13 protein-coding genes are annotated in these 15,456 nt (G+C 63.9%); 11 read left to right on the top strand and 2 right to left on the bottom strand.

Translation table 11 applies throughout. From position 1 onward, the window contains the following. Positions 1-38 precede the first annotated feature (38 nt). Entirely contained in the window at positions 39-419 is a 381-nt protein-coding gene (locus AC3WJM_RS09070; RefSeq protein ID WP_284989773.1) for a RidA family protein, read from the top strand. 93 nt (positions 420-512) lie between these two features. Here the strand turns inward: AC3WJM_RS09070 and AC3WJM_RS09065 are convergent, their stop codons facing one another. Together AC3WJM_RS09065 and AC3WJM_RS09060 are read right to left on the bottom strand one after the other, a co-directional pair. After that, positions 513-1,187: a response regulator gene (locus AC3WJM_RS09065; RefSeq protein WP_492271696.1), complete on the bottom strand. Its 675-nt coding sequence runs from the start codon at positions 1,185-1,187 to the stop codon at positions 513-515. Then, complete coding sequence (locus AC3WJM_RS09060; protein ID WP_492271695.1) at positions 1,184-3,037, bottom strand: sensor histidine kinase; 1,854 nt, start codon at positions 3,035-3,037, stop codon at positions 1,184-1,186. The genes AC3WJM_RS09065 and AC3WJM_RS09060 overlap by 4 nt, the downstream gene beginning before the upstream one ends. A gap of 226 nt (positions 3,038-3,263) precedes the next feature. Between AC3WJM_RS09060 and AC3WJM_RS09055 the strand changes: the two genes are divergently transcribed. The 10 genes from AC3WJM_RS09055 to AC3WJM_RS09010 all read left to right on the top strand — a co-directional run bounded on the left by AC3WJM_RS09055 (position 3,264) and on the right by AC3WJM_RS09010 (position 15,448). Further along, a complete protein-coding gene (locus AC3WJM_RS09055) occupies positions 3,264-4,712 on the top strand; it encodes a CitMHS family transporter (protein ID WP_306961317.1) in 1,449 nt (482 codons plus the stop codon). Between the two features lie 136 nt (positions 4,713-4,848). After that, on the top strand, positions 4,849-5,145 hold the full coding sequence (gene gatC / locus AC3WJM_RS09050) for an Asp-tRNA(Asn)/Glu-tRNA(Gln) amidotransferase subunit GatC (RefSeq protein ID WP_184736130.1): 297 nt from the start codon (positions 4,849-4,851) through the stop codon (positions 5,143-5,145). Positions 5,146-5,149: 4 nt separating this feature from the next. Then, entirely contained in the window at positions 5,150-6,721 is a 1,572-nt protein-coding gene (gene gatA / locus AC3WJM_RS09045) for an Asp-tRNA(Asn)/Glu-tRNA(Gln) amidotransferase subunit GatA (RefSeq protein WP_306961319.1), read from the top strand. Continuing rightward, a complete protein-coding gene (gene gatB / locus AC3WJM_RS09040) occupies positions 6,721-8,229 on the top strand; it encodes an Asp-tRNA(Asn)/Glu-tRNA(Gln) amidotransferase subunit GatB (protein ID WP_492271694.1) in 1,509 nt (502 codons plus the stop codon). Before gatA ends, gatB begins: the two co-directional genes overlap by 1 nt. A gap of 244 nt (positions 8,230-8,473) precedes the next feature. Beyond that, positions 8,474-9,061: a DUF5666 domain-containing protein gene (locus AC3WJM_RS09035; RefSeq protein WP_492271693.1), complete on the top strand. Its 588-nt coding sequence runs from the start codon at positions 8,474-8,476 to the stop codon at positions 9,059-9,061. 98 nt (positions 9,062-9,159) lie between these two features. Further along, a complete protein-coding gene (locus AC3WJM_RS09030; RefSeq protein ID WP_306961324.1) occupies positions 9,160-10,164 on the top strand; it encodes a LacI family DNA-binding transcriptional regulator in 1,005 nt (334 codons plus the stop codon). Between the two features lie 280 nt (positions 10,165-10,444). After that, positions 10,445-11,767 carry an extracellular solute-binding protein gene (locus AC3WJM_RS09025; RefSeq protein ID WP_306961326.1) on the top strand — a complete coding sequence of 441 codons (1,323 nt, stop codon included), beginning with the start codon at positions 10,445-10,447 and terminating at the stop codon, positions 11,765-11,767. Continuing rightward, the gene (locus AC3WJM_RS09020) at positions 11,764-12,714 is read left to right on the top strand and encodes a carbohydrate ABC transporter permease (protein WP_284989764.1); all 951 of its coding nucleotides are present in this window, start codon (positions 11,764-11,766) and stop codon (positions 12,712-12,714) included. The genes AC3WJM_RS09025 and AC3WJM_RS09020 overlap by 4 nt, the downstream gene beginning before the upstream one ends. Further along, complete coding sequence (locus AC3WJM_RS09015; protein WP_492271692.1) at positions 12,707-13,678, top strand: carbohydrate ABC transporter permease; 972 nt, start codon at positions 12,707-12,709, stop codon at positions 13,676-13,678. Before AC3WJM_RS09020 ends, AC3WJM_RS09015 begins: the two co-directional genes overlap by 8 nt. A gap of 51 nt (positions 13,679-13,729) precedes the next feature. Beyond that, positions 13,730-15,448 carry a DUF4091 domain-containing protein gene (locus AC3WJM_RS09010; protein WP_492271691.1) on the top strand — a complete coding sequence of 573 codons (1,719 nt, stop codon included), beginning with the start codon at positions 13,730-13,732 and terminating at the stop codon, positions 15,446-15,448. Positions 15,449-15,456: the final 8 nt, after the last annotated feature.

The following is a 15,456-nucleotide window of genomic DNA, read 5'->3' as shown; positions in this document are numbered from 1 at the left end:
GTCATCGGGCCGGGTGCGGAAACTGAGAAAGGCGCGGCATGCGCAAGACATTCGGCACGGGCTCGGTCTGGGAACAGGCACTTGGATACTCCCGAGCGGTCCAGGTGGACAACACGCTCTTCATTTCGGCCACGGCGGCGTCGGGACCTGATGGCATCGTCGGTGACGACTTCTACTCGCAGACCAAATACATCCTCGAAAAGCTGGGTGCGGTCCTGGCCGACGCCGGCTTCGACTACGAGGACGTCGTGCAGTCCAAGCTCTATCTGACCGACATCACCAAATGGGAAGACGCCGGCCGCGCGCACGGCGAGGTCTTCGGCGAGATCCGGCCCACCCTTTCCCTGGTCCACGTCTTGCCGTTCCTCGACCCGGAGATGCTGGTCGAAATCGAGCTGGTAGCCCAGAAGAGCGCCTGAACAGCCCAACTGACTAGCAGTAAGTGTCGTTTTGACGCCTCATAACGACACTTACTGCGAGTCAGTTGGGTGGGAACTACTTGGGTGGGCGAGTCAGTTGGGGGAGAGTCGCGCGGGGACGCCGTAGCGGTGTTCCGGGCGGCCGGTGCTGCCGTAGCGCAGTTGGATTTCGACGGCGCCGTCGTCGGCCAGCGAGGACAGGTACCGTTGCGCCGTGGCGCGTGAGACGCCCACCCGTTCCGCTACTTCCGTGGCCGAGTATTGTTCCCCCGGCGCCAAGGATTCCAGTACCGATGCTTCGGTCGCCGATCGCGGCTTTCCCGACGGCGCCACGTCCCCCGCGACGAGCGCCCGCTTGGCCCGTTCGATTGTGTCCTGGTCCACCGCATGCTGCCGGCCCAGGATCCGCCGGTATCTGGCATAGGAGCGCAATTGCTGCGACAGCGATTCGGCGGCGAACGGTTTGAGCAGGTATGCCAAGGCACCCCGCCGGAGGGCTGTCCTGATGGACACGGCGTCGGAAGCCGCGGTCAGCATCATGGCATCCACATCGAGTTGCCCCAGGAGATCCAGGCCCGAACCGTCCGGCAGGTAGACATCCAGCAACACGAGGTCCGGCCGAAGGCTATGCACGGACTGCAGTGCCTGCGCGGTCGAACCCACCGGGGCCAGGGCCAGGAAACCGGCCACGGAGTCCACGTAGGCGGCATGGAGCTTGGCGACGTGGAAATCGTCATCCACAATCAACACCCTGAAGTCTTCGCTCATTGGTTTCCTTCCTTGCGTTCAGCTGCGGGTGGTTCGGCTGCTGCGGAGGATTCTGCTGGCGGGGCATCCCCCGGCGAGCCGGTAACCCCCGGCGAGCCGGTAACCCCTGGCGAGCCGGTAACCCCCGGCATCGTGGCCATGAAGACGGCGCCCGGGCCGCCGGACGAGCCGGGGTCCAGGACGCGCACGTCGCCACCGCGACGCCGGGCGAGTTGCCGGACCAGCGCGAGCCCGAGTCCCTGCCCGCCTGCCCTGGCGATGACGCCTTCGGCGGGTTCCGCCGTCGTGAACCCCTCCACGAAAACCCTTTCGGGCTCGACACCGCCGAGGCCGTCGCCGGAGTCCGCGACGACGATGTGCAGCGTGCCGCCGTCGGGCCCTGGTTCGTCGAGCAGCTCAAGCTCCACCCAGCGTTGCGTCGAAGAGCCGGCGACGGCGGCATTGACGGCGTTGTCGATCAGGTTGCCAAGCACGGTGGTGACGTCCTGTGGCTCGGTGACATGCTCCCGCACCAGCGTCTCCGGGCCGATCCGCAACGCCACCCCTCGCTCGTCCGCTTCCACGCTCTTCGCGCCGACGAACGCCTGCAGATAGGGATCCTGGAGGAGTTCGGCTTGCTGCACGGGAAACTTCAGGGGGCCGGTGGCGGAGATCGTGGCGAGATAGTCCTTGGCCTGGCCGTGCTGGCCGATGCTCATGAATCCGGCGATCGTATGGAGCTGGTTCGCGAATTCGTGGCGCTGGGCCCGGAGCGCGGCGGACATGGTGCCAACGGCGTCGAGCTGGCGCGTCAGCTGCTGCAGCTCGGTACGGTCCCTGAGCATGACCACCCAGCCGAGATCCTCTTTGCGGTGCAGCGCCTTGCGGGCGTTGGCAACCAAGACCCGCCCGCCCGCGACGATTTCCACGGCTTCGGCGTCGTGCGCGGAGGGTTGCGTGAGGGCTTTGAGCTGCGCGGGGACGGGGGCATTCTCCCAATCGGTGCCCGCCAAGTCCGTGCCGGACCAGTCCGAGCCCGCCGCGGCAGGGGAGCCGGGAGTTCCCGACGCTTCGGGCATACGAAGCAGCCGCCTGGCCGCGGCATTGAAGACCGTGATGCGGCCATCGGCGGAAATGCCGATCACGCCGTCGTCCACTCCTTGAAGCACGGCAACCTGGTCATGAACCAGGGTGCTGATTTCTTCGGGTTCGAGGCCCAACGTCAGGCGTTGCAAACGGCGGCGGAGGAGGAATGACGCCAGAACCCCGGCAACCAGGGAGCCTGCCGCGGTCACGGCAATCGGGACGATGTCCTTGGCAAGGCTCTGGCTGAGCGACTCCATCGAATAGCCCACACTGACTTCGCCCACCACCGTGGCTGCGGAACCCGTCCCTGCGGAACCCGGAGCGAAGACCGGGACCTTGGCACCTGCGGATGGTCCCAGAGTGCCTGTGTTCCGGGTGGTGACTTCCTTCCCCGACAGCGCATCCGAGGGATCCGTGCTGACCCGTTCGCCCAGCCGGACCAAGTCCGGGTGGGCAAGCCGCAAGCCGGTCTCGTCGGTGACCACCACGAACAAAGCACCAGTGCGGCTCCTGGCGGCCTCGGCAGCAGCCTGGATGGGGCCGACCGCGAGCACTGCGGGAGGCGGCGTTCCCGGCTCGTTGCTGATGGCTTGGACCTGGGAACGGAGCGCGGGATCCGAAGCCACGGTGCGTGCCAAAGTCAGCGCCTGGTTTTCCGCCTCCGTGCCGATCCGCCCATAGACGAGCCACGCATGCACGGTGCCGCTAAGCAGCACGACCAAGAGAACGACCCCAAGTTGCAAGAGCAGGGTCTGCGTCGAGAACCGCAGGGCAAGCCTGGGCATGCTGCCTCCTTCCGGCGGGGATTGGCCGGCTGGAGCTGGGCAGCAGCGGCGCTGTACTTCTACGTCTACCTCTCCATTGAAGCACTGAGCACAATGAGCAAAATGCTCTCAATCAGCAGTATGTCCATCAAATCCCACAAACGCCTTGCTGTGAGCGTCGCCACTATAGGTTCTGTATCGCGCATCACATCGACGTGATGCCGTTCACTGTAGTAAGGAGCCGGCTGTGCTGGTATTGCTTGGATTCGCAATGATTGCGGTGTTCATGATCCTGATCATGACAAAGAAGTTGACGCCCGTTCTGGCGCTGATCATCGTTCCCACCATCTTCGGCCTGTTTGCCGGTGCCGGTCTTGGCATCGGGCCAATGGTTATGGATTCGATGAAGTCCATGACGTCCACGGCCGCACTCCTGATGTTCGCGATCGTTTACTTCGGACTCATGATCGACGTCGGACTGTTCGACCCGTTGGTGAAGTTCATTCTCCGCAAGCTGGGCAACGACCCCGCCAAAGTGGTCCTGGGCACTGCCATCCTCGCGGCCGCCGTATCGCTCGACGGCGACGGCTCCACCACCTTCATCCTCACCACCGCGGCGATGCTGCCTGTCTACCTCCGTTTGAAGATGAGCCCCGTGGTCCTGACCTGTGTGGCCGGCCTCGCCAACGGCACCATGAACATCCTGCCGTGGGGTGGTCCCACTGCCCGCGCGGCCACAGCCCTCAAGATCGACGTCAACGACGTGTTTGTTCCGATGGTCCCGTCCCTCATCGCCGGCCTCGTCGTCGTCTTCGTGTTCTCCTGGCTCCTGGGCCTGCAGGAACGCAACCGCCTCCGCGCCACCGCTCCCGAGATCTGGGGCGACGTCGCCGACGCAGGGGACGTGTTCGACGGCGGCACGCGCCGCGGCGCTGGCGGCACCGGATCCTCGGGCCGCGGCGGGACTGGCACCGGCGGAGGCTCCGGCGTCGTGGTCCTGGAACGCACCGAAACCTTGGTTGACCTGGCCGACATCGGCTTGACCGACACCGCACTCGATCCCCACCGCAAGACCCTGCGCCCGAAGCTCTTCTGGTTCAACCTCGGCCTCACCGTCGCCGTGATGGTCATGCTCGTGGCCAACCTTGTGCCGCTGCCCTACGTCTTCATGGTGGGCTCCGCGATTGCCCTGCTGGTGAACTTCCCGAAGGTCAAGGAACAAGGCGCGCAGTTGGTGGCCCACGCACCGTCCATCGTGGCGGTGGTCAGCATGGTCATGGCGGCGGCTGTCCTCACGGGTGTCCTCAACGGCACGGGCATGGTCAAGGAAATGTCCGCGTGGCTGGTCCACATCATCCCCGCCGAGATGGGTCCGTTCATGGGCGTCATCACCGGCCTGCTCAGCATCCCCATGACGTTCTTCATGAGCAACGACGCCTTCTACTTCGGCGTCCTGCCGGTCCTGAGTGAAACCGCCGCGCACTACGGCATCAGCGGCGCGGAAATGGCCCGGGCCTCCATCACCGGCCAGCCTTTCCACCTCCAGAGCCCCTTGGTCCCCGCGATCCTGTTGCTCGTCTCGCTTGCCAAGGTGGAACTGGGCGACCACCACAAGAAGGTCCTGTGGCGCACAGCGGTCATCTCGGTCGTCATGCTCGCAGTGGGCATGCTGACGGGAGCCATCGGCATCGGGTAACAAAGCACCCAGCAACGCGGGGTCACTTGCGGCCCATTCGGGACCTCCGGATGGGCCGTAAGTGACCCCGCGTTGTTCGTCGTCCAACCCACGTAGACTAGTCCGGAAAACCATTTGAACTTTGCAGGGGAGATCCATGGCTGCGATCAACCGTGACGACGTCGCGCATCTTGCGCGTCTGGCTCACATTGAAATGAGTGCCGAAGAGCTGGACAGGATGGCGGGCGAGCTCGCCGTCATCGTCGATTCGGTGAAGTCCGTCAGCGAAGCCGCCGGGGACGATGTCCCGGCTACGTCCCACCCGATTCCGTTGAACAACGTGTTCCGCGAAGACGTTGTGGGCCACACGTTCACGGCCGAACAGGCGCTGTCCGGGGCTCCGGATTCCTTCGAGGGCCGCTTCAAGGTTCCGGCAATCCTGGATGAGGACTAAGCGAATGACTGAATTGAACAACTCCGAACTCATCCGCTTGTCCGCGGCTCAGCTGGCCGCCAAGCTGGCCGCGCGCGAGGTCACGTCCGTCGAGGTCACCCAGGCGTACCTGGACCGGATTGCCGACGTTGACGGGCAAGTCAACGCATTCCTGCACGTCAACGCTGAAGAGGCGCTCGCCGTAGCCGCCGAGGTGGACGCGATACGCGCCGCCGGAGGTGCCGAAGCCGAAGCGCTGCACGAACTCGCCGGCGTACCCATCGCCGTCAAGGACCTCATCGTCACCATCGGCCAGCCCACCACGGCCGGCTCCAAGATCCTCGAGGGCTGGCACAGCCCCTACGACGCCACCGTCATCAAGAAGCTGCGCGCAGCGAAGATGCCCATCCTGGGCAAGACCAACCTGGACGAATTCGCCATGGGTTCCTCCACGGAACACTCGGCGTACGGCCCCACCCGCAACCCGTGGGACCTGGACCGCATCCCCGGCGGCTCGGGCGGTGGCTCCGCGGCCGCCGTCGCGGCCTTCGAAGCTCCGCTGGCCCTCGGCACGGACACCGGCGGATCCATCCGCCAGCCTGGCGCCGTCACCGGCACGGTCGGCATGAAGCCCACCTACGGTGCCGTTTCCCGCTACGGCGCCATTGCCATGGCGTCGTCGCTGGACCAAATCGGCCCGGTTTCGCGGACCGTGCTGGACTCGGCCCTGCTGCAGGAAGTCATCGGTGGACACGACCCCTTCGACTCCACCTCACTGACGGACCCCTTCGACACGCTCGTTGCCGCAGCCAAGACGGGCAACGTCACCGGCATGAAGATCGGCATCGTCAAGGAACTCCACGGCGAGGGCTACCAGGCCGGCGTCGAGAACCGTTTCAACGAGTCCCTTGAGCTGCTCAAGGAGGCCGGCGCGGAAATCGTCGAGGTTTCCTGCCCCAATTTCAAGTACGCGCTGGGCGCCTACTACCTGATCATGCCGTCCGAGGTTTCGAGCAACCTGGCCAAGTTCGACGGCGTCCGCTACGGCTTGCGTGTCCTGCCCAAGGACGGTCCCATGACGATCGAACGTGTCATGGGTGCCACTCGCGCCGCCGGTTTCGGCGATGAGGTCAAGCGCCGCATCATCCTGGGCACCTACGCCCTGAGCGCCGGCTACTACGACGCCTACTACGGTTCGGCGCAGAAGGTCCGCACGCTGATCCAGCGCGACTTCGACGCCGCGTTCGCGCAGGCCGACGTCCTGATTTCGCCGACGGCTCCCACGACGGCCTTCAAGCTGGGGGAGAAGCTGGACGATCCGCTGGCCATGTACCTCAACGACGTCGCCACCATCCCGGCGAACATGGCCGGTATCCCGGGCTTGTCCCTGCCTGGCGGCCTGGCCGACGAAGACGGCCTGCCCGTAGGCATCCAGCTGCTGGCGCCTGCCCGCGAGGACGCCCGCCTGTACCGCGTGGGCGCTGTCCTTGAATCCTTGCTTGAAGAGAAGTGGGGTGGCCCGCTGTTGGCGAAGGCACCTGAATTGAAAAACGCAGGTCTCGGTACCGCATTCAACACCGCCGGAGGTTCCAACTGATGTCTACCGACGCCATCGTCAGCTTCGAAGAGGCCATGGAGAAGTACGACCCCGTCCTTGGCTTCGAGGTCCACGTGGAGCTCAACACCAAGACCAAGATGTTCTCCTCCGCTCCGAATGTCTTCGGCGACGAGCCGAACACCAACGTCAACGAGGTTGACCTTGGCATGCCCGGCGTCCTGCCCGTGGTGAACAAGACGGCGGTAGAGTCTTCCATCAAGATCGGCCTTGCCCTGAACTGCAAGATCGCCGAGTCCTGCCGCTTCGCCCGGAAGAACTACTTCTACCCGGACACCCCGAAGAACTTCCAGACGTCGCAGTACGACGAGCCCATCGCGTACGACGGCTACCTGGACATCGAGCTCTCGGACGGCACTGTGTTCCGCGTCGAGATCGAGCGTGCGCACATGGAGGAGGACGCCGGCAAGCTGACCCACATGGGTGGCGCCACGGGTCGCATCCAGGGCGCCGACTATTCGTTGGTGGACTACAACCGTTCCGGTGTTCCGCTCGTCGAAATCGTCACCAAGCCGATCGAGGGCGCGGGTAGCCGGGCACCTGAGCTCGCCAAGGCCTACGTGGCCGCAGTACGCGAAATCGTCAAGAACCTCGGCGTTTCCGACGCCAAGATGGAACGCGGCAACGTCCGCTGCGATGCCAACGTCTCGCTGCGCCCGCACGGTCGCGAACGTTTCGGCATCCGTTCCGAAACGAAGAACGTGAACTCGCTGCGCGCCGTCGAGCACGCCGTCCGTTACGAAATCCAGCGCCACGCAGCCGTCCTGGACTCCGGCGAGCCGGTCATCCAGGAAACGCGCCACTGGCACGAGGACACGCGCACGACGACGTCGGGCCGGGCCAAGTCCGACGCCGACGACTACCGCTACTTCCCGGAGCCGGACCTCGTTCCGGTCCTGGCATCCCGCGAATGGGTCGAAGAACTCCGCGCCACGCTGCCCGAGCCGCCCGCGGCGCGCCGCAAGCGGCTCCAGGCCGACTGGGGCTATTCGGACCTCGAGTTCCGCGACGTCGTGAACGCCGGCGTCATGGACTCCATCGAGGAGACCATCGCCGCCGGTGCCAGCGCCTCCGTGGCCCGCAAGTGGTGGATGGGCGAGATCGTCGGACGCGCCAAGACGGCCGACGTCGATCCTTCCGAACTCGGCGTCACGCCGGAAACCATCGTGGAGCTCAACAAGCTCGTCGAGGGCGGCAAGATCAACAACAAGATGGCTTCCCAGGTGCTCGACGGCGTCCTCGCCGGCGAGGGCACCCCGGCCGAGATCGTGGAGAAGCGCGGCCTCGCGGTCGTGTCCGACGACGGCCCCCTGCTGGAAGCGATCGACGCCGCACTGGCGGCCCAGCCCGACGTTGCGGAGAAGATCCGCGGCGGCAAGCTTCAGGCCATCGGTGCGATCGTCGGCGGAGTCATGAAGGCCACCCGAGGGCAGGCCGACGCGGGACGCGTCAAGCAGCTGATCCTGGAGCGGCTCGGCGTCGAAGGCTGACCACCGCCGCCTCCCTGACCTCGCTTCGCTCGGCCAGGGAACCCGGGCGGCGTGGGCCCAACCCGCGCCTCACCCAACTGGGTCGCAGTTAATGTCGTTCTGAGCCGTCAAAACGACAACAACTGCGACTCAGTTGTGTCTGGATCCACAGCCCCCACACAGCTTCAAGCGTCATCATGGAGTCATCAGTTCTTTGCTGCCCGCCCCTTACCGGCCCGGGGAGGAGCGGAGAAAGGATTCGGCCATGTCCACCATGACTCCGGGGGTTCGTAAGGCCCTCATCGCCGGCGGTATTGCCGTCGTCTTGAGCGGCGGTGGTGTGGCCGCAGTCTGGGCTGCCGGCCAGATCATCCCCGCGTACGTGGTAAGCGCGACACCGACAAGTACGGCGTCGCCCGCCACGCCGTCGCCCGGCAAGGCCAGGCCGTTCCCCGTGCTTCCCCGCGGCATCGCAGGTCCGGGGATCCACGGTGAGTTCACGGTCAAGAACAAGGACGGCAGCTACACGACGCTCGTGTCGCAGCGAGGCACCGTGCAGTCCGTCAGCGATTCGAGCATTTCCGTCAAGAGCGATGACGGCTTCACGCAGAGCTACGCGATCACATCGTCGACCACCATCGTCAAGCTCCCCGCTTCCGGAACGGGCACGCAAGGCCGGCGGCCATCGCCCCAAACCATCAAGGCCACCGACCTGAAGACGGGCGACACTGTCGCAGTCTCCGGCACGAAGAGCGGCACCACAGTCACGGCCACACGCATTATCGCAGGTACCTTGCCTGCTGGGCCCAGTGATGGCGGACGGCGGTTGGGCTACGGGAGCGTCTCTTCCTGAACGCTGTTCGAGCTGACCCTGCGCCCGCTCGTCTGGCTATGATGCTACTACCGCCGCACCACGCCCGTGGTCCGGCGGCTTAGCCACGAAGGAGACGAATGCGCCCCACGATCAAGTCCGTGGCGGCGGCAGCCGGGGTCTCGACGGCGACCGTGTCCTATGTGCTTTCAGGCAGGAGCGGCAAAGACGGCAGCAGGAGCGGTTCCGGGGTGGCCCCCGCTACCGTGCTTCGGGTTCAAGAGGCTGCCCTCGCCCTCGGATATCGCCCCAACCAATCGGCACGGGCAATCCGAACCGGACGAACGAACCTGCTCATGTTGTCGCTCACCATGATCTCGGATCCGTGGGCATTGGATGTGAGCCGCGCTGTTGGTACGGCTGCGGCCCGACGAGGCATTACGCCGATGATCCTGGCCGATACCGACTGGCGGGTGGCCCTCAAACGGCAAAACGCGGACGTGACATTCATTGACGGCGCCGACGAGCCCGGCGATGTCGAACTGCTGGCACAGGCGGCAAGGTTGCAGCGCCTGGTGGTCTTCAGCGACACCATGGAACCTGAGGGATTCGACGTCGTGCGGCCGGTGGTTGGTTCGTCGTGCGATCTGGCAGTGGAGCACCTCACCGCGCGGCACCGCCGCGTGGCTTGCCTGATCTCCTCAGCACCGTCGATGAGCACCCTGGACATCCGCTTGGGTGCCTACACCCGCGGCCTTGCCAAGGCTGGTTTGGAGTACCGGGACGACTACGTCGAGGCGTATGACCGCGACGGACTCAGCGCGTTCGACGCAGCGTTTCGGCTCCTGCAGCGTGCGGACCGACCGACCGCGATCTATGCGACCACCGACTTCGCCGCGATCGCAGCCATCCATGCGGCCCAACGCCTGCAACTCCGCATTCCGGAAGACGTCGAAGTGATCGGGATCGGCAACACCACGGAAGGCGAGCGCATGACGCCGTCGTTGACCACCGTTGGTCCTGAGGGCTTTTTCGATGGCTTGGCCGCATTCCTGCTCGACCGCGCAGAGAATCCCGATGTGCCTGCCGGCATTCTGGAATTCCCGTGGAAGCTCATCGTGAGGGACTCAGCGCCCTCGGCGTGAATCCGACCCTCCGATGAGAAACCCGACGCTCCCGGCGTGAGCCGGGGCTGTCCCTTTGGCAGGTCGAGGCATGCGCCCGGTGATCGCTCTAACTGCCCTCCATGCACTTTGGTGACGTTTTGTGCCCGAAAAAGTTAAGAAAAGATCATTCGAAATCTTGCCTTTAAACGATTAACATGATGTGATCAACTGCACAACGCCAGTTGGGTTGGCTGTTCGCCGAATGCGGGCCCGCCCCGAAGGACCGTCGGTCTTCTGACCAAGACATCGGAGAATTCTTATGAACCACAACGTGACCCGCAGGTCATTCCTTTCCTTTGCGGCTGCCGGTGCTGCCGTCGTTTCGCTCGCTGCCTGCGGCGGGAACAGTGCCGCAGGGGGTAGCGCAGCCAAGGCCGCCTACGCTGCTCCCGCGAAGGACCTGAGCGCGGAGCTGAGCTACGCCATCTGGGACGCTGCGCAAAAGCCCGCGATGCAGAAGATCGTGACCGAATTCAACAAGCAATACCCGAACATCAAAGTCACCATCGACGTCACGCCGTCCAAGGGCTCGGCCTACTGGACGAAGATCCAGACCCAGGCAAGCAGCAACACCCTTCCGGACGTTTTCTGGATGAACGGCCCGCACATCAAGCTTTACGCGCAAAACAACCAGCTGTTGTCCCTGGACGGCCTGGTGTCCGGCAAAGCAGTGGACACGGCCAATTACCCCAAGGCACTCGTGGATTTGTACACCGTCAACGGGGCGTTCTACGGGGTCCCCAAGGACTTCGACACCAGTGCGCTCTTCTACAACAAGGCCCTCTTCAAGGAGGCCGGCGTGTCCGAACCGACGTCCACCTGGACGTGGGACGACGTGAAATCGGCCGGCGCGAAACTATCCAAGTTCTACCAGGGCAAAGGCATCTACGGCTATGCCGGCGACCTCACGGGTGGCCAGACCAGCTACTACAACACGATGATTGAAGCCGGCGGGACCATCATCTCGACCGACGGCAAGAAGTCCGGATACGACTCCGCCGGATCAATCGCCGGCCTCCAGTTCTGGCGCGACCTGATCGAGTCCGGGGTTTCACCCTCGATGCAGCAATTGACGGACACGTCCTCGAGCGACATGTTCACGTCCAGGAAATTGGCTATGACCATGGACGGTTCCTGGACCGTCGGGCCAGCCCAAAAGGCACTCGGTGACGATCTGGGCATTGTCAGCCTCCCGAAGGGGCCGAAGAGCAACCAGAGCGTGATCCACGGACTTGCCAACGTGATTCCCGCCAATGCGAAGAACCCTGCCGCGGCGCAGGCATTCGTGGCCTTCCTGGGAACCCAGGATGCTGCCAAGATCCAGGCGGAAACGGGAACCGTCATCCCGGCCTTCAACGGCACCCAGGACGCCTGGGTAAAGTCTGTTCCCTCCGTTGACCTCAGCGTCTTCCTTGACCTGGCCAAGGATGCCTCGCCCTACCCGGCGTCGGCCAATACAGCCGCCTGGAACGAACTCGAGAACACCCTGCTGCCGCAGGCGTTCGCCGGGACCAAGCCGGTTGCCGACGTCGCAAAGGACCTTGCCAGCCAGATGAATGCCGCCCTGGCCAAAGAATCATGAAAGCCCAGACCCTGACGCCGGCAGCCAAGGGCGTCCGTGCAGCCCTACCAGCGGGGCATCGCCGCAAAGGAAAATCGAAATCGGATGGCTGGTGGCCATGGTTGTTCGTGGTGCCTACTGTCGCGGGCATCGGCGTGTTCTACCTTTGGCCGATCGTCCAGACGTTCTACTACAGCTTCACCAAGTGGGGAGTCTTCGGCGGAACCAAGTTCATCGGCCTGGACAACTATGTGCGGATGTTCGCGGATTCGACCATTCCGCAGTCAATCGTCAATACGCTGGTCTACACGGTGGTCGTGCTGCTGGGAATTCCCATCGCGGTCATCCTTGCGTCCTTGATCGAGCGTCCCGGCCTGCGCTTCGCGGCCCTGTACCGGACGCTGTACTTCATTCCCTACATCACCATGCCGGCCGCCGTCGGGATCGTATGGAGGTTGATCTACAACGGTGACTTCGGACCCATCAACTGGTTCCTGGGCTTGTTCGGGATCCAGGGCCCCTACTGGACATCGACGCCGGGGTTCGCGCTGCTTGCCGTGGCTACCGTGGGGCTTTGGATGTCGCTGGGATTCAACCTCATCATCATCAGCGCGGGACTGCGCGAGATTCCGCGGGAGCTCTTCGAAGCCGCAGAAATGGACGGGGCCAGCCGGGTCCGCCAATTCTTCAGCATTACCGTTCCGCTGTTGACGCCCAGCATCTTCTTCGTCACGATCGTCACCGTGATCAGCGGTTTCCAGCTGTTCGATCTGCTGTACGTGATGATGGGGAAAGCGAACCTGGCCATGCCGCAGACGCAAAGCCTCGTGTACATCTTCTACAACCAGGCCTTCCTGCAGAACGACAAGGGCTATGCGGCAGCCATCGGCATCTTGATCCTGCTGATCATCGCTCTTCTGACCGCTTTCCAATTCCGCATCCAGAAGAGGTGGGTCAACTATGTCTGAATCGATGCTCTCAACAAAAAGCGGCGTCGAATCGCGGCAGAGCGGAACAGCTGCATTCAGCCCCTCTCGCGCCGGGGGCAAACCACCGGGACCCTCAAGCCGCGGCACCAAGGGCAGCAACGGCAAGAGCCGAGGCGGCGCCACAGGCGGCAAGCAAGGCTCGAACGTGCTGGCACATTGTGTACTGGGCATTGGCGGTTTGGCCATGATCTCGCCGCTCCTGTACCAGATCGTCATGTCGCTTTCGACGAACGCAGAAGTCCAAAGCACGCCGCCCATGCTGTGGCCCAGTGTCGTCCAATGGCACAACTTCGTGGACGTCTTCACCTCCATGAATTTCGGTTCACAGCTCTGGGTGACCGTAGCAATCACCGTGATCCGGGTGATCGGGCAAGTGCTCCTCTGCTCGATGGCGGGCTACGCCTTCGCGCGGATGCAGTTCCGCTTCAAAGGGCTCATCCTGGCCGTCGTCTTGTCGATCATCATGGTGCCGTCCCAGTTGTTCCTGATCCCGCAGTACCAGATCATCCAAAACCTGGGGTGGCTGAACAGCATTGCCGGCATCGTGGCTCCGGGCATCTTCAGCGCTTTCGGCCTGTTCCTGATGCGCCAGTTCTTCATGGGGCTCCCGGACGAACTCGAAGACGCGGCACGGCTCGACGGCGCCAATCCGTTCCAGATCTTCTTCCGGGTCATGCTGCCACTCGCGGCCAACGGCCTGTGGGCCCTCGTCATCATCACTGTGCTGTGGTCCTGGAATGACCTCTTATGGCCTTTGGTGGTGACGTCGACGGCGAACGCCGCACCGTTGAGCGTCGGGCTTTCGAACCTCCAGGGTGAGCACGCCAACAATTACCCGATCCTCATGGCGGCCTCGCTCATGGCCATGGCGCCGATCCTGATCATGTTCCTGCTCATGCAGAAGCGTGTCATGGCGGGCATCGGCCGCTCCGGACTCAAGTAGGGACTCACATGGACACCCACGTAGACACTCACTTAGGAAAGGACCGCAGCCTTGACGGAACAGAACCCGGCCCCGGAAGACGGTTGGTCGTTCGTGCTGGTGGATGCCCTGGAAAAGGTCTACCCGGACGCTCCACCCCGGCCGTTCGACAGGACCATTCCGATGTCCGTTTTCTCCGGCGAGACCGCCTCGGTGCAGGTGGCCCTCAGGCCGCCCATGAAGCACGACTTCCGGCTGTCGGGGGCGTTGGAAGTCTCAGTCGATGGTCCGGCGGCAGGATTTACCTCCATTTCGCAGGTTGAGCTGGTGCCATGTTCATTGGCGGCATTCCCGGAGCATGATGCCGGGTACGACCGCGACACCCCCGGACTGTATCCGGACCTATTGCGGCCAGCCCCGGACGGGATGATCAAGCCCCTCTACGGGCAATGGACCTCCGCATGGATCGACTTCGTGGTGCCATCCGCGGAGAACGCCGGTGAGCATGAACTCGGGATCTCGGTACGGGACGCGGAAGGCAACACGCTCTTCGCCACCCACCTCTGCGTCACTGTGGTGCATGCGCACGCCCCGGAACTGGAGATCGTGAACGCCCATTGGTTCCACTGCGACGGCTTGGCGAGCCATTACGACGTCGAGGTCTTCAGTGAGCAGCATTGGTCGATCATCGATGCCTTCATGGGGTCCGCGGCAAGGATGGGCGCCAACTCGCTGCTGACACCCACGTGGACCCCTCCACTGGACACGGCCATGGGGGGAACGCGGCTGGCCACCCAACTGATCGGGATCCGCGATGATTCCGGCTACCACTTTGATTTCAGCAGGCTGGAGCGCTGGGTTGGCCTTTGCGCCAAACACGGCATCGAGTACCTGGAAATAGCTCACTTGTTTACCCAATGGGGGGCCAAAGCGACTCCGGCGATCTATGTCGAAACCGCGGAAGGCCTGGAGCGGCGGTTTGGCTGGGACGTGCCGTCGACGTCGTCCTCGTACCGGGAGCTCATGGCCGAGCTGCTGCCGGCCCTGCGGTCCTTCTTGGCAAAGCATTGGTCGCTTGACCGGGTCATTTTCCACATTTCCGATGAACCGGAGGGTGCCGGAGCCCTGGCGGGATACCAACAGGCAAAGGGCGTCGTTGCGGATCTCCTGGACGGTCTGACGGTGGTTGACGCCCTGAGCGACTTTGAGTTCTACAGCAGCGGGGCCGTGCCGAATCCCGTGGTGGCAAGCGACGCCGTGGCACCGTTCCTGGCCGCCGGAGTGAAGGACCTGTGGGTCTATTACTGCGTCGCCCAGGACACCGGCGTCGCCAACCGGTTCATTTCCATGCCCTCGGTGCGAAACAGGGTGTTGGGTCATCAGCTCTTCGCCCTGGAATGTGCGGGGTTCCTGCATTGGGGATTCAACTTCTACAACTCGGCCCATTCGTTGGCGCCCGTGGACCCGTTCAAGGACACGTGTGCCGGGGGAGCCTTCCCGGGCGGCGATGCCTTCCTGGTCTACCCGGGACCGGAAGGGGTGCCGTGGGAGTCGATCCGTTACAAGGTGTTCGCCCAGGCCATGTGGGACCACCGGGCTCTCTCGCTCCTGGCCAAGCTGGCCGGTCGCGAGGAGGTGCTGGCGCTCATCGATACGAACGGCTCCGGCGGCAGCCTCGCTATGGACAGTTTCAGCTACGACCCCCTTCATTACCGGAGGGTTCGCGAGCTGGTCAACCAGGGAATCGTGCAGCGCGTGGGTCAAACACCGCGCGCGCATCAACTTATCTAGTTAGGAAA

It is taken from the genome of Arthrobacter sp. FW306-1B-G06A (genome assembly GCF_058781765.1).
The sequence above is the reverse complement of the archived record's forward strand: the minus strand, read 5'-3'. Positions and strand labels throughout refer to the sequence as shown.